This window comes from Rhodovulum iodosum (assembly GCF_041020385.1).
GTDB lineage: Bacteria > Pseudomonadota > Alphaproteobacteria > Rhodobacterales > Rhodobacteraceae > Rhodovulum > Rhodovulum iodosum.
On the sequence record NZ_JBEHHI010000002.1, the window covers coordinates 252,036 to 269,177 of the forward strand.

16 protein-coding genes are annotated in these 17,142 nt (G+C 66.3%); 13 read left to right on the forward strand and 3 right to left on the reverse strand.

Annotation, left to right across the window (positions count from 1 at the left end):
• Window positions 1-40: 40 nt before the first annotated feature.
• The gene (locus tag Ga0609869_RS10380; protein ID WP_170168843.1) at window positions 41-4,216 is read left to right on the forward strand and encodes an autotransporter outer membrane beta-barrel domain-containing protein; all 4,176 of its coding nucleotides are present in this window, start codon (window positions 41-43) and stop codon (window positions 4,214-4,216) included.
• A gap of 437 nt (window positions 4,217-4,653) precedes the next feature.
• On the forward strand, window positions 4,654-5,229 hold the full coding sequence (locus Ga0609869_RS10385; RefSeq protein WP_125406868.1) for a hypothetical protein: 576 nt from the start codon (window positions 4,654-4,656) through the stop codon (window positions 5,227-5,229).
• On the opposite strand, the gene Ga0609869_RS10390 is transcribed toward Ga0609869_RS10385, so the two are convergent.
• Complete coding sequence (locus Ga0609869_RS10390) at window positions 5,204-5,380, reverse strand: hypothetical protein (protein WP_170168844.1); 177 nt, start codon at window positions 5,378-5,380, stop codon at window positions 5,204-5,206. The genes Ga0609869_RS10385 and Ga0609869_RS10390 overlap by 26 nt on opposite strands.
• Window positions 5,381-5,394: 14 nt before the next feature.
• Between Ga0609869_RS10390 and Ga0609869_RS10395 the strand changes: the two genes are divergently transcribed.
• From Ga0609869_RS10395 to Ga0609869_RS10440, 10 genes are all read left to right on the forward strand, one after another.
• Complete coding sequence (locus tag Ga0609869_RS10395) at window positions 5,395-6,030, forward strand: hypothetical protein (RefSeq protein WP_125406871.1); 636 nt, start codon at window positions 5,395-5,397, stop codon at window positions 6,028-6,030.
• Window positions 6,031-6,032: 2 nt separating this feature from the next.
• Window positions 6,033-6,386, forward strand: a complete 354-nt coding sequence (locus tag Ga0609869_RS10400) for a GlsB/YeaQ/YmgE family stress response membrane protein (protein WP_125406874.1) — start codon at window positions 6,033-6,035, stop codon at window positions 6,384-6,386.
• 92 nt (window positions 6,387-6,478) lie between these two features.
• Window positions 6,479-6,784: a hypothetical protein gene (locus Ga0609869_RS10405; RefSeq protein WP_245972335.1), complete on the forward strand. Its 306-nt coding sequence runs from the start codon at window positions 6,479-6,481 to the stop codon at window positions 6,782-6,784.
• 117 nt (window positions 6,785-6,901) lie between these two features.
• Window positions 6,902-8,461, forward strand: a complete 1,560-nt coding sequence (locus tag Ga0609869_RS10410) for an alpha/beta fold hydrolase (protein WP_125406877.1) — start codon at window positions 6,902-6,904, stop codon at window positions 8,459-8,461.
• 335 nt (window positions 8,462-8,796) lie between these two features.
• Window positions 8,797-8,991 (forward strand): hypothetical protein, encoded by a 195-nt coding sequence (locus tag Ga0609869_RS10415; protein ID WP_125406880.1) that lies wholly within the window; start codon window positions 8,797-8,799, stop codon window positions 8,989-8,991.
• A 378-nt stretch (window positions 8,992-9,369) separates the two neighbouring features.
• A complete protein-coding gene (locus Ga0609869_RS10420; protein WP_148102871.1) occupies window positions 9,370-10,059 on the forward strand; it encodes a hypothetical protein in 690 nt (229 codons plus the stop codon).
• Between the two features lie 18 nt (window positions 10,060-10,077).
• Complete coding sequence (locus Ga0609869_RS10425; protein ID WP_125406886.1) at window positions 10,078-11,511, forward strand: hypothetical protein; 1,434 nt, start codon at window positions 10,078-10,080, stop codon at window positions 11,509-11,511.
• Window positions 11,504-12,466, forward strand: a complete 963-nt coding sequence (locus Ga0609869_RS10430) for a metallophosphoesterase family protein (RefSeq protein WP_125406889.1) — start codon at window positions 11,504-11,506, stop codon at window positions 12,464-12,466. Before Ga0609869_RS10425 ends, Ga0609869_RS10430 begins: the two co-directional genes overlap by 8 nt.
• Window positions 12,467-12,506: 40 nt before the next feature.
• Window positions 12,507-13,289: an MgtC/SapB family protein gene (locus tag Ga0609869_RS10435; protein ID WP_125406892.1), complete on the forward strand. Its 783-nt coding sequence runs from the start codon at window positions 12,507-12,509 to the stop codon at window positions 13,287-13,289.
• A gap of 4 nt (window positions 13,290-13,293) precedes the next feature.
• On the forward strand, window positions 13,294-14,193 hold the full coding sequence (locus Ga0609869_RS10440; protein ID WP_125406894.1) for an SdiA-regulated domain-containing protein: 900 nt from the start codon (window positions 13,294-13,296) through the stop codon (window positions 14,191-14,193).
• Between the two features lie 178 nt (window positions 14,194-14,371).
• Here Ga0609869_RS10440 and Ga0609869_RS10445 read toward each other — a convergent pair whose 3' ends face one another.
• Together Ga0609869_RS10445 and Ga0609869_RS10450 are read right to left on the reverse strand one after the other, a co-directional pair.
• Window positions 14,372-14,977, reverse strand: a complete 606-nt coding sequence (locus Ga0609869_RS10445) for a 2-dehydro-3-deoxy-6-phosphogalactonate aldolase (protein WP_125406897.1) — start codon at window positions 14,975-14,977, stop codon at window positions 14,372-14,374.
• Complete coding sequence (locus tag Ga0609869_RS10450) at window positions 14,974-15,876, reverse strand: 2-dehydro-3-deoxygalactonokinase (RefSeq protein ID WP_125406900.1); 903 nt, start codon at window positions 15,874-15,876, stop codon at window positions 14,974-14,976. The genes Ga0609869_RS10445 and Ga0609869_RS10450 overlap by 4 nt, the downstream gene beginning before the upstream one ends.
• 250 nt (window positions 15,877-16,126) lie before the next feature.
• Between Ga0609869_RS10450 and Ga0609869_RS10455 the strand changes: the two genes are divergently transcribed.
• Window positions 16,127-17,140, forward strand: a complete 1,014-nt coding sequence (locus Ga0609869_RS10455; protein WP_125406903.1) for an ABC transporter substrate-binding protein — start codon at window positions 16,127-16,129, stop codon at window positions 17,138-17,140.
• The last annotated feature ends 2 nt before the right edge of the window (window positions 17,141-17,142 follow it).

Genomic DNA, 17,142 nt, shown 5'->3' on the forward strand with positions numbered 1-17,142 from the left:
CACGAGGCCCCAGATGAGATTTCCCCGACTCCACCACTTCATGACATCCACCAGCGCGGTCGCCCTTTACGGTGCCGGTGCGCTGACCCTCGCCGCCGTCTCGGTGGCCTCTGCGGACTGCACCGTCAACGGCGCACCTTCCAGCCCCCTGGTAACCGATGTCGTGCCTGACGGCGGGTCCGTGGTTTGCGATCCGGGAACCCGGTTGCAGAGCTTCGACGGACGCGCGGATCTCGACACCGCGACACCGGCCGGCACGTTCGATGCCACGATCCGGACGGGCGCGGAACTGGTTGCCCCCGGATCGGGTCTCGGACAGGGGTCAGATCAGGCCGCGCTCTTTTTCGGCCCGCGAAGCACCGCCACCATCGAAAGCGGCGGAGAGGTCCGCGGCCCGGGCGCCGGGCCCGGTCTGATCGTTTTCACCGGCCCAGACAGCCGTCTCACGAACGACGGAAGACTCGCGGTGGTCGGGCGGAGGCCGGTCATACAGGGCAACCTCAACGGCGCGCTTCCGGCCACGGGGCTCGAAATCGTCAACCGTGGCGAGATCAGCAACGTCGATGACAGCCCGACATTCAACGCCACGACGAGCGATCTGAGGGGCAGCGCCGCGATCTCCACCGCACCCGGAACCGTCATCCGGAACGAGGGGAGCATTCGACGAGCCTCTTCCGCGGGGTCGGCCGTGCTGCTCCAGGACGATGGAGCGCTGACGAACGACGGCACGATCACCTTCGAATTCTCCGGCTTTCCCAGCTACGCGCCTTCCCCGAGCAACAGTCAGCAGGACACGATACTCGTGAATGGCGCCCCCGACGCGACCATCGTCAACCGGGGGACGATCAGCATCGAGGGCGGCCGCGGCGACGCGATCAGTCTTTCGCAGTCGGATGGCGCCACAATCCTGAACGACGTTTCCGGGGCGATCCTGGCGACAGACGGTATGCTCGCGATCAACGTGTCTTCCGGCGACGATCTCCGCATCACCAACAGCGGTCGGATCGCGGGCGGTTCGGGCGGGCCGGCCATCGACGTCAACGGCGAGAACTTCCTGCTGATCCACAACGATGGCTCGGACCTGTCGGGCGACGTGAATGTAGAGGTCAGCACCAAAGCGTTGAAAACGCTGGACGAGTTTGCGGCCGCAGTCGGCCGGCCACCGCAACAAGCAGAACCCGTGTACAATCGGCGATGCACGGCTGGAACGCCCCCCCTGCCTTGTCTCAAGTCTGTGATTGCGCGCCCCCTTCAGGCGACCGCCGAATGGCGCACCGATGGTCCGATCGCGGTTGACCAGAGCCAAACCCGCTATTCGGGGATCAATACCTTTGTTCTGCGTGGCGACGGCGCTTTGACGCTGAGACAGGATTTCGAGGCTGCCAACGATCCGAGCACCTCGAACGGGACGATCGGAGATTTCGCTGGCCGCCTGACCTTCTCGGCCCTGAACGCATCGGGCGAGATCAGGGCGTCCGGCGTGATCTCGGACGCCGCCGACGGGACGCAGGGCAGCCTGCGCAAGACCGGGGACGGCACCCTGATCCTGACAGGAAGAAACACCTATACGGGAGCTACGGCAATTGATGCTGGCACGCTGCAGCTTGGCAATGGGCGCGCGTCCGGTTCGATTGTCGGCGACGTGGCGAATGAGGGGACGCTACGCTTCAAGCGCGGTGACGTTCTTACCTACGGTGGCAAGATCACCGGATCGGGAAAGGTCGTTCAGGCCGGTTCGGGCGTCACCGTGCTGACGGGTAGAAACACCTATACCGGCGGCACTGAGATCCGTTCGGGCAAGCTGCAGCTTGGCGGCCCCGGATCCATTGAAGGCGATGTTCTCAACGAGGGCGTGCTGGTCTTCAACACGTTCCCCGGATATACGTTCAGCGGTGCGATCAGCGGCTCGGGTGCCGTTGACAAGCAGAACCCAGGCACGGTCACGCTGACCGGTGCGAACACCTATACCGGTGCCACGACGATCAGGGGGGGCGAGCTTCGGCTCGACGGCAGCCTGACATCGTCCCGTGTATTCGTTGCGCCGGGCGCGAGAATGAGCGGCACCGGCGCGACGACGGGAGAGGTCGTGGTCAGGCCGGGGGGCACGCTCGCCCCGGGCGGCAGCACACCCGGCGAGCAGCTGACGGTGGGCGATTTCAATCTTCTCGCCGGTGGTATCCTGGCGATCGATGCCGCGGAAAACCCGGTCGGCGGGCTCGTGTCGGACAGCCTGAACGTCAGCGGAACCGCGACCTTCGGCGAAAGCGCTGTCGGCGCGGGCCGGCCCTACGGGCCGACGGTGATCGACGTGACCTTCGACGCCAACGCAACGGTCCCGGCGCTGGAGGGGATTAACGTGATATCCGCGGATGGCGGCGTAAAGGGCACCGCGCCCGGCATCGTCCTCGACCCGGCATCGCTGCCTAACGGCCAGAATTTTCACTTGAACCTTGAGGCCACGAACCTCGGCGGCACCTCCGCCGCGCCCGGCGAGGCGATCCCGGACGGGGCGGGCGGCGCAGGCTTCGTCATCCTCCAGGTCGAGAATACCGACCCGGTTTACATCGCGCCTCCGCAGGTCACCGTGATCAACGCGCCGCATCTCGTGCCGAGTGGCCGGCCGGTTCTTGCGCCGACGCATGTGCCGTCTTTGGTGCCGACGGCAACGCCCACCGCCACGCCGGTTCTGGTGCCGGCGCTGATCGCCGGCCCGACATCGAACGTGACGACGCCCGTCGTCGTCGCACCCTCGACCGGCACGCCGCCCACGACCGGCACACCCCCGGCGACCGGGATCGCCGTAAGGCACCACGGCGTGCAACTCGCCGGTGGTACGTTGACACCGCAGCCGCAGACGCCGACCGGCGTGCAAACGACACCGACCTCGATTCCGGTCGGAACGGTCAGTTCGGTCGTCGTCGTCGAACCGCCGAGCGATCTGGGCACCGTTGAATACGTCTCGATCAGCGGAAGCTACGGCGAAGTGAACCAGACGCACGCCAAGGACGGCACGAAATACGCACTGATCTACGCCCCGCACCAGGTTCAGGTTTCGAGTATCCCGACGGACTATGGAAACCTGACCACGCTCGGCGTTGCCCAGACCAGCACCCAGCAATCCGTCGGCCAGGCCGCGTCCGCGATATTGCCGGAACCGCACCAACGGCCCACCACGACGGATCAGGCAAACCTGGTCGCGGGGCTTTACCCCCTGGCGCTGGGCACCATCAACGACGCGCTGGATTCGCTGGCCGGCCTGGACGAGGACCCGACCTTCGTCACTGTCCTCAACACAAGAGCGTTCCAGAACACGATGGCAAGCCGTTTGCGCGACCGCCGCGACGGAACCGCGGACATGTCCCGCGGCCTGACGCGGGACGCGGCCGTGCCGGCAAGCGACCGCCAGGCCTGGGGCGAGATCCTGGGGGGATATGCCGAAGGCGACTACCTGAACGGCTCGGATACCTGGACCCGGGGCTTTGTGCTCGGCGCCGACCAGAGTGTCTCGGAGAACCTGTTGGCCGGTGTCGCGCTCAGCTACTCTGGCGCGGGCATCTCTACTGACACCGGCTCGCAAGACGAGGTCAACACGCTGGAGGCCGCGGCTTACGGCACGTGGACTTCGGGCGACTGGTTCCTGAACGGTAACGTCGGGATCAGCTACAACTGGCTGGATATGGACCGTGCCATTCGCGTGGGAAGCTATGGCGACGCGGTCTCGGGCAGCACCAACGCGACCAGCATCTTCACCGGGATCGAGGCCGGCAAGATCATCCGCACCTCATGGGGCGCATTGGAGCCGACGGTCGGCCTTCGCTATCAGTATGTCGACCGCGACGGCTACACCGAAGGCGGCCCCGACACGCTCTCCCGCAAGGTGTCCGGAGAGGTTTTACACAGCAGCCAGGGTGTTCTCGGCCTGCGTGCCCACGGTACCTACAGGGGGGCCGGCGGCATCAAGTGGCGCCCCGAAATTCGCGCAGCCTATTCCCGCGAACTCGGAGACAGCGACATCAACGGCAGCGCGTCCCTGGTCAACGCGCCGGCAAGCACCTTCGACGTCTTCACGGCCGGTCCAGGCGAGGATGTCGGGATTCTTGGGCTGCGGCTGGACGGCAAGGGAGAGCGGGTCAACTACTTCGTCGACTATCAGGTCGAGGCCCGCGACGGCCTCGTGGCCAATCAGCTTCGCGTCGGTTTCAACATGAGGTTCTGATGCTTCCCGGCTCTTTCGAAAAGCCCAAGTGAAAGCCGGGCTTTGACGGATCGAAATGCCGTACGGCATTTGTGGCGCTGAGTTCGCTTAACCAATTGCCGCCCGCTCGGTTTTACATTGAATCGTGCGGGGCCAAGCCGTTTCGCCTGCACGTGCAAAGCCCTCTTCGCGTCCAAACCTCCATATGATCGCCCCGCATCCAGCAAATGGCCTGCTGAAATTTTTTTGGGTCAACTTCGGAATCCGGATTACCATTTCGCAATTCGGATTGCCCCGGACTCATCCGTACGCGAAGAGTCCACCCAAATCGGTGCCTCTCATGAAACGTCAGGATCGGTGAGGGGGCCTCGGCACCGGGCGCGAATGGATGTTTCTTGCGCCCGTGGGCTTTGGATAGAGCCATTGGTCTCAACGTTGCACCTGAACGAAAAATCAAAATGTTCCAGAAGGAAATTCAGATGAAACGACCTGCCCTCGCCGCGATGACCGCGCTGGTTCTGACGTCGACGGCTTCGGCCCCCGCTCGCGCCAGCGAGGAAAGCGACAAGGCGGCCCTCGCCGCGCTGGCGATCCTCGGGATTGCCGCGTTGGCGCATCACGAAGATCATTACCGCCAAGGTAACGCCCCCGCGAATGGTCAGCAGACGGCGGATTTCGAGCGTGGCTACCGCGACGGGCTGCACAACGAACCCTACAACTCCGCCAGATCGAGCGTGGCCTATGGCTCGGGCTACGACGCCGGGCACAAGGAACGCGCGAACCGCCTTGCCTACAAGCGGCACGGCGCGGCACAGGGCGCGCCCAACCTGGCGATGCGCGGCTGCGTCGGTGAAGCCTCGGCCATGTGGAACCGCAACCCGCGTGACATTCATGTGGTCGCTTCGGCCCGGGGCAGCTTCTCGCAAGCGGGCGGTCAGGAGTACAGGGTGGAGGTCGCGGCCGGGCATCGGCATGCCGTGTGCAACGTCAATGCGGAGGGGACGGTCTTCAACGTCCGGAACGGACGTCTCTGACCAGCAAGGTCAGTCCCTGGTGGCGGCGATGGCCGCCCTCTGCCGCGCCGCCTGTGCTATCCCTCGTCGGGATATTGGCCATCGGCGCGGCGGAACCGGACGACGTATGAAAATGCGCCTCGCCCGAAACACCTAAGATCAGTTCGTTCATGGAGAACCAGAAATATGAAGTCCTTTTCATTCGCCCTGGCAACAGCCTCGACAGCCGTCACCCTCGGGGTCGCGTCGCCGGCAATCGCCGACGAGCAGGCCGCGATAGACGGCTGCATTGACCGACTGCGCGCCGAGGGCGGTCCCGACGCCCAGGCCGGCGGCGAAATCCTCAGCAGCGAGTTTTCCGAGGCCGGCACGCTGGTGATGCTGCGCGACGCGGGGGGCACCGTCTGGCGCTGCATCGGCTACAACGACGGCACGGTCGGCGAGCTGACCGTCGCGCAAGCCGCCGATGACGGGGGCGGTGCCATGGCCGGCGCATCGTCGGAGCCCGCGACCACGACCGTACAAGTCCGTTTCGACGCCGGCACGTCGGGGGCGGAACTTACGGGCACGCTGTCGCCGGGCAGCAGCACGCGCTACGTGCTTGGCGCCAACAACGGGCAAAACCTGTACGTCCGCGTTGCGACAGATACTGACGGCGTATTCTACCAGATCTTCAACCCCGACGGCTCTTTCCTGCTCGAGCAGATGACGCCGGACCGGGAGTACCGCGGCGAGCTTTGGCAATCGGGCGATCATGTCGTCGAGGTGATCAACCGCGGCAACGGCACGGCCGGCTACAACGTCATCTTCGGGATCGACTGAGCATGAAAGAGCTTCGCCATTCGCTTGCGCTGTCTCTCGGCGCAGGGCCGGCCCTCGCTCAGGATGAAACCGCGCAGGCGGTCGGGGCCGGTGTCGGCTTGCTGATCGGGTTGCTGATCATGATCGTCGTGGGCGCCATCGTGGGCTGGCTTGCGAGCCTGATCGTCAAGGGTGGCGGCTCGGGCTTCTGGGGCGACGTCCTGATTGGGATCGGTGGGTCGATCCTCGCCGGCTATCTCCTACCTGCGCTCGGCCTTACCCTTGGGGGCGGGGTGGTCGGGGCCATCGTGCCTGCGCTTATCGGCGCGGTCCTTCTGCTGATGATCATACGTGTGATCCGCCGCCTCGCGGGATGAGCGGGGCATTTCGTCGACAACGCCCTTATCCGGGCAACGCCTGGCCCGGAAACCGGGCCGCTACAAGTTCTATAAGTGAAAGGAAGACCAATATGACCCTGAAACTCAAACTCGCCGTCACCGCCGCCGCGCTTGCCGCGCTTTCGGGCTGCGTCGAGGAAACCGCGTCGACCGAGCCCGGCCGCCCGATGGTCGGCAGCGAATACGACCTGTCCTCGTTTGAGGGCGCGCGCGCCGGTCAGGCCGAAATGGGTCTTCAGAACCTCGGCTACGAGGCCATTCGCACCCAGGGCCTGACCACGTGGTGGTTCAACCGCTCGACGGGGGCTTGTGCCCGGATCACCACTTCCGACGGCCGCTATTCGGACCTGACCATGCTGCCCGCTCAAGACTGCTGAAGAGAGTCCGGCCCTCTCTCACGGGAGAGGGCCAAAACCCACAACCGGCCGGCCATCCCCATCGGTTTTCTGAGAAAGCGGACTCAATTGGGATATTTCAATGATTGCCTTCTTGCGATGAGCGGGTTCCGCCTGATCTCAACGGTCGGGGCTTTCTGTCTTGCAGCGACCTGCACGGCATCGGCCGTCTCTGCGCAGGCGAGTGTCGAACCGCTCGAAGACTGCTTTTTCGCCGCCCCCGAGACCACGCCGCCGGTCGCTCAGGAATGCGGCTACGTGGTCTTGCCGGAAAACCCGGATCGGCCGGACGGACCCGAGATCAAGCTGGGTTTCCTGCGGCTGCCCGCCAAGGCGGAAAATCCGAAAGCCCCGCTGTTCATGCTGGCCGGCGGTCCGGGCGACAGCTTCATCAAGCCACCGACGCATCTGCTTTTCGGGGATGCCTTCCTGGGTCCGATCCTCGACGAGCGAGACGTCGTACTCCTCGACCAGCGGGGCACGCGCAACGCGATCCCCACGCTCGATTGCCCGTCTGCCTACAGCTTGCCCTGGGAGGCCAAGGAACGCGGGCTCGACGAGGCTGAAATGCTCGAGCTAAGCTGGCAAGTGCTCGCCGACTGCGTCGCGGATACGCGCGCGGCCGGCGTCGATCTTGCGCAATACAACAGCGTCCGCATCGCCGCCGACTTGGACGCGGCGCGTCAGGCCCTGGGCTATGGCCGGATCGTCTATTACGGCGCGTCCTACGGCGCCCAGCTCGGCCAGCATTACATGCGCGATTTCCCCGACAGCCTTGAGGCGGTGATACTCGACGGGGCGAACTCGCTGTCGCGGAAAAGCTGGGTGCAGGAGCGCGTGCGCGACGTCGACGTCGCCACCCGAAAGCTCGCCGCCCTTTGTGCCGCCGATGCCAAGTGCGGCGCGGCCTATAACGTCACGGAAATGGTCGACCGGGCGATGGCGCTTTTCGACGAGGGGCCGATCGAGACCACCTATCAGGATCCCGCCGACCCCGAGACGCAGCTCGCTATTACCTTGACCGAGGCCGACCTCGCCGAGACCATCTTCGGCTTCCAGACCGGCCAGATCGGCATCCACGCTCTGCCGGCCGTTCTCGACACGATGCTGGCCGATGGCCGGGCCTCGGCGGCCGCATTGCTGGGCGACCAGAAAGGCGCGGCCATCGTCGCCTCCCGCGGGGCGACCGAGGGCGGCTCGGCCATCCTGATGCATATGGCCGTGGTGTGCTCGGACGATCCGGTGACATCGGCCGACGACATGATCATCGAACCCGACGCCAGCGCCTATGCGCGCGCCTACGGTGCGGCCGTGCTGGAGGAATACGTCGAATTCTGCCGGGCGGTCGATGTGCCCTCGCTGCCCGACGACACGGACGTGGACGTGACCACGGACGTGCCGACGCTGATCCTTGCCGGGGATCTGGACGCGCGCACCCCCGTGATCCGGAGCGAACTCGTCGCCGAGACGTTGCCGCGCGCGACCATCGTCGAGTTCCCGCAAGGCACGCATGTCCAGCTCGGCGAGATCAACCAGTGCGCCGGGAAGATCCTGAGGGCCTTCCTAGACGACCCGGACGCCACGCCCGACACGGGCTGCATCGCCGACATGCCCCGCCGCGGTTTCGTCCTGCCAGATGGCACGATCAGCGTGCAATAGCGTTGGCAACACTCATTTCGGCACCGCCGAATACAAACGTCGGCGACCGGCCCGAAGGGCATGGAGATGCGGTTGCGGGCGGGCATAGTGGCTTGGGCGCATCTTTTACGGCCCCGTGGCATGCCGGGGCCGGCGTCGGAAACGGACAGGAGGTGAAGGTTGGGTTTCCTGTTCCAGGCCGTCTTTCTCGCCGCAATCGCCCTTTGCTTTACCGCCGGAGCCTTGGTGACGGCCAGCCTGTTCATCGCGGACCGGGCCCCGCAAGGCGGCACGTTTCTCGGCATCAGCCTGGTCGCCACCGGTGTCTTTCTGGTCCTTGGTTGCTGCTCTTCGGGATGCAGCGCCATGTCGCCGCGATCGCCGCAGTGGCGCAGCGCCGTGATGACGAGACCGCCGATGCCCTCAGGCCGGACGTGACGCGGCTTGTGGCCTATCTGCTGCTCGGCGGGGGCATGCTGGCCGCGATCCTGGCTGTCCTGAGCTATGCGATCCTGGCGCGGATCGACCAAGGGTTCGCGGTATTCGGCTGAAGGGCTTGGGCCCGCCATTTCTGATGGAGCGAGGAAACCCACCATGACAAGACCTTGCCATTCTGTGCCTGCAGCATCGGCTCATGCTGCCCCAAAGGCGACATGCGCCCGTTGTCGCCGGGGCGGCGACCGGGCATTCGGCGCTTTCGCAGCTTTCAGACAACTCGCCAACCATGCGCGCGCCGTCTGCGGCGGGCCTGCCCGCAGGATGCTGAAGACGGAAACGTGGAATCGCCTCCGATCGAGGCGCCGAAAAAGCGGATCGGAAGATCATTTCGGCCTTGGCCGGGATCCGTATTGTTTGCTCGGGGCTCATGTGCACACACTGGCCCTGTATCTTGCCGGAGCATTGGGTCGTGATGCCAATTGTCTTGGCTGATGATGATCCGAGTGCAGTTATTTCAAAGGGGACCTCATCTCATGAAAATTGCCTTGTCGCTCGCTGCAGCGGTACTCTTGGCGATACCTTGCCACGCCGCCGACATTACCGCGCGAACCGGTGGCCCGTCGCGGGACGCGATGCTTGTCCGAACGGGGCCGGGCACTCCTGACGGCATGACCTTCTTCCGCCCGGTGTTGAGCGGCGTTCTTTACCGCGCCGGGTTTTCCGGCGGCGACAAGGCGCGGACGGGGATGAGCACGGCCCAGCGGCAGGCGCTTTGCGGGGAAGGGTTTTCGCGCGCCTTCTACGCGGATTTCGGCAAGAATACCGAGTACGGCACCACGTCGTGCAGCACGGGCGCGCTCGACTACCAGTCCGCGCGTTCCTCACGGCCGGCCAACGTGATGAAGGCGGTCTACGATACCATCAAGTCGCCCTCGTCAGGGCCGGTTCTGGTTCATTGCATGTGGGGAGTTCACGCCTCTGGCGCGCTGTCCGCGATGGCGTTGGTACAGTTCTGCGGCTGGAGCGAGGACCGCGCGAAAGCCTATTGGAACGAAGCACGCAACGGGGCGCCGTGCGGCGGCGGGTGCGATGCCTGGATCGACAAGAAATTCGACAGGTTCAGCGTCGACCCGGCGCTGTCGATCAGCGCCGCGGAGCGCGCGGCCATCTGCCCGAAATGACCGGTCCGGAGGTCTGAGATGAAGACAATCGCTTTTCTTGGCGGGGCGTTCCTTTTCGGCTCGGCCGTCGGGGCGCTGGCCTCTGACGCGGTTCGCGGCACGGCACAGACGTTCACAAGTCCCAACGGCATCACCGAGCGCTGCGTGCAGATCGCCCAGATCCCCGGCGGCGACTATTCCAAAGGCGATCTCGAGGACGAGGCCGCGTATTGCGCGATCGACCTCTACGGCCCTGACGTCGCGCTCTGCCCCAAGACCTGGAGCACCAGCCCCGGCATGATGATCTACGACATCAGCGAGGGACCCTATGCAGGGGACCGGGCGCGGTTCCAGCGCAACGCCTGCGCGGAGGGCAAGGCCGCCAAGGACCTGGCCAAGGATGATCTGGCCAAGTTCAAGGTCACGATGAACGCCGAGGGCACCAGCGGCACCTTCTCGACCTCGTCGCTGCTTTACTACCATTTCTCGCGCTACTTCGACATGGCGGTGAAGGTGCCCGTCGCGGTGTGGCGCGCGATGGACGCGGCCGAGCATGGGGCCGAGGTCGCCCGCCCAGGCCTGTCGCTGTCGGGCAAAACCGGCCGCATGAACCACGAGGGCTGGCGCCACCTCGTCGAGGCCGAGAAAAACCCTGCCTCCTATTCCCCCACCGATCACATGTTCACCGCCGACCGCGAACAGATCTACGGCGTGCTGCTGTCCAGTCCGGGGCATCGCTACGGGTCCGAGGTCAACGGCACCCGCGAATCGGGCTGGGGCAAGGGGCAAAATTACGACTTCCAGGAAACGCCGGGGTTTTTGGCGCTGCGCTCTTCCCTGCCGCTGGACCAGGCGATCGCCCACGGGCTGAAAGAGGCGCGCAAGGACGGGCAGATCAACCGCGATCTCGGGCCCGACGTGCCCGCCCAGCAGATGGCCTGGTGGATGCGCGAGATTTCCGAAATCGTGCTGCTCGACTACATCTTCAGCCAGCAGGACCGGATCGGCAATATCGACTTCACGCCCTATTACTACTGGATCGAGGACGGCAAGCTGAAGCACAAGAAGGCCAAGCATCACGAGCCGGGCGACGGCGACGTGCCCGAGGGCGCGCTGCTGCTCAAACGCACGAACCTCAACGACAACGATGCCGGTGGCCTCGTGCGCTACGCCAATTTCGCCAAGTCGACCGAAATGCTTGAAAAGCTGAGGCATTTCGACGGGGGCGTCTATCGCCGCCTGGTTGCGCTCGATACCGACCTGCAGGCGCAGGGGCCGATCTATGGCTGGCTGGAAAGCAGCCTTGGCCTGACCGACCGGGAGGTGTCGCAGGTGGTCAAGAATACGCGCCTCGCCACCGGCATCCTGCAGGAGAGCTGCCAGAGGGGCGAGCTGATCTTCGACCTCGATCCCGCGCAATTCCTGCTGACCGGGGCGGTGACGCCAGAGAAAGTGGCGTGCGACGGTGGCTAGGCTGGGCGCGCTGCTGGTCGTTCTGGTTCTCGCCCTGCCGGTCTCGGCGTGGTCGGCGCCGCTGCGCGTCGTCGTGATCTCGGATCTCAACGGCAGCTACGGCTCGGTCCGCTACGATCCGCGCGTTTCGGCGGCGGTGAAGAGGATCATCGGCCTGCGACCCGACCTCGTGATCTCGACCGGCGACATGGTGGCGGGCCAGCGCCGCCCGCACCTGTCGGGCAAAGAGGTGCGGGGGATGTGGGCCGGCTTTCATGCCGCCGTCAGCGACCCGCTGGCCCGCGCCGGCATCCCCCTCGCCGTCACGCCGGGCAACCACGACGCCTCGGCCTATCACGGTTTTGAGCGCGAGCGGCGCATCTACGCAGAGCAATGGCGCGGGCGGCGGCCCGATGTCGAATTCATCGATGGGGCCGATTACCCGTTCTTCTACGCCTTCGACCTCGGCGGGGTGCGGTTCGTCTCGCTCGACGTGACCACGGTCGGGCCGCTTCGGCCGGCACAGATGCAGCGGCTGGAAACGGCGCTGGCGGATGCAGGCCCGGCGCGCATCGTGTTCAGCCATCTGCCGCTCTGGCCGTTCGCGCAGGGGCGCGAGACCGAGGTGATCGGCGACCCGGCCCTCGAACGGCTGTTCGGACGGCTTGGCATCGACATGCATCTTTCCGGGCATCACCACGCGTTTTACCCCGGCTCGGCCGGCGGGATCGCCCTGATATCGCAAGCCTGCCTCGGGTCCGGGCCAAGGCGCCTGATCGGCGACAACGATCGAAGCGATCAGGCGATCACCGTGCTCGACATTACGCAACAGGGTGATATCGGGGTCTGGGCGCTGAGCGGGCCGGCTTTCGACAAGCGAGTCGAGATCGGGGACCTGCCCGCCGCGCTGCGCAGCAAGTCGCGGGTGATTGACCGCTTGGACAAGGCGCCTTTACCAGATGTGCGCTGGCAATAGAGACGGGCCCACGACGCCCGGGGAACAGACAGGACACATGATGCGCCGAAATTTCGACCTCCACAGGATTGCCCTGTCCGCCTTCGTGATGGGGCTGGCCATCCTCTTGGCCCCGGCGGTGTTTGCACAGGCGTCCGAAGGCTCGCTCATGATTCCGGCCGAGATCGAGGTGCGCGGCCGGGGCTGGGCGCAGATCGTCAACTTCCGCGAGATGCTCGATTTCGCCCTGTCACTGACGGAGGTCACGCTTCTCACGGCGCTGCTGGCCTTTCACCCGGTCAATATTGCGTACCGGTCCCGGACGGTGACCGACGACCTGCGCAAGGGCATGTTTTTGTTCGCGCTGATCGGCATGCTGACCGGGTTCCTCGTGGTCCACCACGGCTACCTGATCGGCTTCGTCATCTTCGGGATCGGCGGGCTGTTCCGGTTCCGAATGGAATCCAGCACCATTGCGGACACCGGCCAGATGGTCATCGTGTCGTTGATCGGGCTCGCCGTCGGGCTGGACCTGCCGGTGATGGCACTGATCGGCGCGGTGGCGGCCTGGGTGGTTCTCTTTCTCTTCGGCAGGGGCCAGGCCCTTGGCCTGGAGGTCAAGTTCGACGAGAAGGGCAGCGATCCGGGCGCCGTGCGCCGCCTGCAGGAGCACCTAGAGGGCAAGGGATTCAAGGTCGTTTCCGTTGCCAAGACCAAGTTCAAGCCGGTGGCCCATTACGCCCTGTCCAGCCGGATGCCGCAGGCGCAATCGGCCCTCGTGCAGGAGATGTCGGAGATTCAGGCCCGCAAGGACAGTGGCGTTTCCGACTGGCATATCGATTAGGCCGATGCGAGCCGCGCTCCGCTCCGGCGCCGCGATCGCCACCGCGCTCTGGGCCGCGGTCCTGCCGGCGGCCGAGGCGCAATCGACCGATCCGGGGAAACTGCGCCCGCCCGCCAGCCTGAGTTTTCTCCGCAGCTATCCGCTCCATGACAAGAAGGCCGGGCTGACCGAGCCCTCCGGCCTGATGATCGGGCCGGGGTCTGACGGCTTGTGGACCGTCAGCGACGACACGCGGCGCCTGTTTCGCCTGGATGCACAGGGCCAGGTCATCGAGGTCGGGCCGAAGATCGACGCCCTGGTCGACCTCGAGGGTATCGCGCTGGGCGCAACGGGGCGCCGGATACTCGTGCTGTCCGAAGAGCATGCCGAGATCGTCGCCATCGACCGGCACTCCCCGCAACGCGCCGAACGCTTTGCGCTGCGCGAGATGACAGGGTCGGACAAGCTGGCCGCCGCGATGGACGGAGACCTCGACAAGCTCTCGCCCGAAGGCATCGCCGTCGATACCGAAACGGGCGCCGTACTTGTGGTGAACGAACGCGCACCGCGCCTGCTGATCCGGATTTCACCCGATCTGGACGAGATTGTCTCGGTCCTTCCCCTCGGCGGAGACCGCGGGTTCGTGGCCCATGGCATGAACGACCACAGGCTGGATGCCTCGGGCCTTGCCCATGATGCGGCACGGGGCGGGATATGGATCGCCAGCGATACCGGAAGATGCGTGTTCTATCTGGCCGAAGAGGCCGGACCCGCCCTTCGGTTCGACTTTCTCTGGCGCGACGGCGACAAGGTCCGGCCCATCGAAAATGCCGAAGGCATCGCCCTCGATGCGTCGGGGAAAACGCTGTTCGTGGTTTCCGATGACGGGACCCACTCAAGGCTATTCATCTACGGCGTCGACTAGGGAATGGGGCCGGGCGCAGTCGTGGTATGTGTCCTCCGCCTTGAGACACGCAATCAAAGCGGCGGCTTGCGTTTCGACGCCTTTTCCCGGGGTCCGGCCCGGTGACCTGCCACGCCCTTCGGCGGTTGGTGCACCGTGCGCGCCAAGAAACGGCGTGACGGCAGCAGGCCTGCACTGGTCAGGTGGCCGCGCTGTCGTAGGCCGAAACGATCTTGCGCGCCCGGGCAGCCACTGTCCGGGCGCTGTCGCCGGGGGAATAGAGCGCGGTGCCGATGCCAAAGCCGTTGGCCCCGGCGGCGAACCACGCGGCAAAGCTGTCCGGCCCGGCGCCCCCGACGGCCAGCACCTGGGTGTGCCGTGGCAGCACGGCGCGGATCGCCGTCAGCCCGGCCGGCCCGATCAAGGCCGCCGGAAACAGCTTCAGCGCGTCGGCGCCGGCGCGCAGCGCGGCCAGGCATTCGGTGGGGGTCATCGCGCCGGGGCACGAGACGAGGCCCGCGGCCTTGGTGGCGCGGATCACCTCGGGGTTGGTGTCGGGCGATACAATCAGCCGGCCGCCGGCGGCGGCGACCGCGGCAACCTCGGCCGCGCTCAGCACGGTGCCCGCCCCGATCTCGGCGTGCGCCCCGTAATGCTCGGCCAGGCGCCCGACCGAGTCGAGCGCGTCGGGCGAATTGAGCGGCACCTCGATGCGGGTGAGTCCCGCCTCGATCAGCGCCCCGGCGACGCCAAGCGCGTCGTCGGGAGTGATACCCCGCAAGATAGCAATGATGTTCCGGGTCATCCCGCCGCCCTCAATCCATCGCGGGCCGCGCACAGCCCTGTCAGCGTCAGGCGCGTGCCGTCGACCGGGCGCGCCGCGGCGCCTTGGGTATCCAACGCAGAGACGTAACGCGCCGTCAAATCCGCGCTGCCGAGCACGGTAACGCTCTGGCCGACCCACATGCCCCGCGTCGCGGCCAGTTCCAGCCCCAGAAATAGGCCCGACAGCCGGGCCCGCGCCGCGCCGGGCGGGGCCGGGTCCAGCAGCGCCCGCGCGCGGATCGTGAAGAGATCGGTCGCCACCCGTTCGGGGCGGTTCGCGGCCTGGGCGACCGCCGCGCGAAAATGCGACTCGTCCCACCCTTCGTCCATCGCGTGGCGCAGCACCGAGCGCTCTGCGAACAGCGCGAAAGCCTCGCCCGTCATCGCGGTGCGAAAGGCGGTGACCGCGCCGGCCGCGACGCGCACCCATTTGGTATGGGTGCCGGGCAGGCAGATCAGCCCCTCGAAATCGGGGGTTTCAGCGAGAAACCCCGCGATCTGCGTTTCCTCGCCGCGCAGCACGTCGGGCGGGTCATCCTGACAAAGCCCGGGCAGGATTCGCACCGAAAGCCGCGGGTCGGTGCTGGGCGCGGTCGTGGCGCCGGCCGCGGCGGGGCGCCAGGGCAGGGGGGCATAGGGCGCCTCGATCCAGCCCTGCCGCGCCCCGGCCATGCCGCAGATCACCACCTCGGTCGCCCGGCCGGGGGCAAGCAGGTCGTCGGCGAGCGCCAGCAGCGCGGGCTCGAACGCCTCGGGCGACAGCCCCCCCATGCCGCTGGCCGCGCTGCGCGCCGCCAGAACAGAGCCGTCGCCGGCCATCGCCCAAAGACGCAGCTTCGACGTGCCCCAATCGGCGGCGATCCAGTCGGCCGCCGTCATCGCCTGGCTCCCCGCGCATCAGCGATATGGGTCATGCACGTCCTCCCGTCCCGCGTCTCTCTGGCCTACGCCATTGCGCGGCGCCGCGCCAGCGCCGGGCCGCCATTCGGCGCCAATGCGTTTTTATTGCGAAACCCCCTTCCGAAACGCGCGGCCGGATTTTACCCTCGGGGCGTCGCAGGGAGGAAACAGAGGCCGGCACTTGGGACAACGGCCCGCGTCCTGCGGCAGACATAGTGGGAGGAATACCATGAAAACCATGACAACCGTGGCCTGCGCCGCGCTTCTTTCGCTTGGCACGGCAGCTATGGCGCCGGCCGACACCTCGGACAAACGCATCGCGCTTTCCAACAACTACGCGGGCAATTCCTGGCGGCAGGCCATGCTGCGAAGCTGGGAAAAGGTAACGGGCGAGGCCGTGGAGGAGGGCGTCGTCGCCGAGGCGGATGCGTTTACCACCGCCGAGAACCAGGTGACCGAGCAGGCCGCGCAGATCCAGAACCTTATCCTGCAGGGCTATGACGCCATCGTGCTGAACGCCGCCTCGCCCGAGGGGCTGAACGGCGCGGTCCGCGAGGCCTGCGACGCAGGCGTCGTGGTCGTCAGCTTCGACGGCATCGTGACCGAGCCCTGCGCCTGGCGCATCGCCGTCGATTTCAAGCAGATGGGCAAGGACGAGGTGCTCTATCTGGCCGACCGGCTGGACGGTGGCGACCTGCTGGAGATTCGCGGCCTTGCCGGCGTCTTCGTCGATGACGCGATCAGCGCCGGCATTCACGAGGGCGTGGAAGAGACCGGCAAGTTCGAGATCGCCGGCTCGGTCCACGGCAACTGGGCGCAGGACGTGGCGCAAAAGGCCGTGGCGGGCATCCTGCCCTCGCTGCCCGAGATCGCCGCGGTCGTGACCCAGGGCGGCGACGGCTACGGCGCGGCACAGGCGTTCAAGGCCGCGGGCCGGCCGATGCCGATCATCGTGATGGGCAACCGCCACGACGAGCTGACCTGGTGGAAGGAGCAAAAGGACGCCAACGGCTACGAGACGATGTCGGTCTCGATCGCGCCGGGCGTCTCGACCCTGGCCTTCTGGGTCGCGCAGCAGGTCCTCGACGGGGCCGACGTGCCGAAGGATCTGACGGTGCCCTTCCTGCGCATCGACCAGGAGAACCTGGAGGAGGCGTTGGAACGGACAGAGCCCGGCGGCGTGGCCAACGTGAACTACACGCTGGAAGACGCCAAGGAGGTCATCGGCGGGGGCGCGATGTAGGC

Coding starts and splice junctions, on each gene's coding strand:
- Ga0609869_RS10455 (WP_125406903.1), top strand. CDS start 16,127: ATGAAAACCATGACAACCGTGGCCTGCGCCGCGCTTCTTTCGCTTGGC.
- Ga0609869_RS10440 (WP_125406894.1), top strand. CDS start 13,294: ATGCGAGCCGCGCTCCGCTCCGGCGCCGCGATCGCCACCGCGCTCTGG.
- Ga0609869_RS10385 (WP_125406868.1), top strand. CDS start 4,654: ATGTTCCAGAAGGAAATTCAGATGAAACGACCTGCCCTCGCCGCGATG.
- Ga0609869_RS10420 (WP_148102871.1), top strand. CDS start 9,370: ATGATGATCCGAGTGCAGTTATTTCAAAGGGGACCTCATCTCATGAAA.
- Ga0609869_RS10415 (WP_125406880.1), top strand. CDS start 8,797: ATGCAGCGCCATGTCGCCGCGATCGCCGCAGTGGCGCAGCGCCGTGAT.
- Ga0609869_RS10410 (WP_125406877.1), top strand. CDS start 6,902: ATGAGCGGGTTCCGCCTGATCTCAACGGTCGGGGCTTTCTGTCTTGCA.
- Ga0609869_RS10380 (WP_170168843.1), top strand. CDS start 41: ATGACATCCACCAGCGCGGTCGCCCTTTACGGTGCCGGTGCGCTGACC.
- Ga0609869_RS10395 (WP_125406871.1), top strand. CDS start 5,395: ATGAAGTCCTTTTCATTCGCCCTGGCAACAGCCTCGACAGCCGTCACC.
- Ga0609869_RS10435 (WP_125406892.1), top strand. CDS start 12,507: ATGCGCCGAAATTTCGACCTCCACAGGATTGCCCTGTCCGCCTTCGTG.
- Ga0609869_RS10425 (WP_125406886.1), top strand. CDS start 10,078: ATGAAGACAATCGCTTTTCTTGGCGGGGCGTTCCTTTTCGGCTCGGCC.
- Ga0609869_RS10390 (WP_170168844.1), bottom strand. CDS start 5,380: ATGAACGAACTGATCTTAGGTGTTTCGGGCGAGGCGCATTTTCATACG.
- Ga0609869_RS10405 (WP_245972335.1), top strand. CDS start 6,479: ATGACCCTGAAACTCAAACTCGCCGTCACCGCCGCCGCGCTTGCCGCG.
- Ga0609869_RS10445 (WP_125406897.1), bottom strand. CDS start 14,977: ATGACCCGGAACATCATTGCTATCTTGCGGGGTATCACTCCCGACGAC.
- Ga0609869_RS10400 (WP_125406874.1), top strand. CDS start 6,033: ATGAAAGAGCTTCGCCATTCGCTTGCGCTGTCTCTCGGCGCAGGGCCG.
- Ga0609869_RS10450 (WP_125406900.1), bottom strand. CDS start 15,876: ATGACGGCGGCCGACTGGATCGCCGCCGATTGGGGCACGTCGAAGCTG.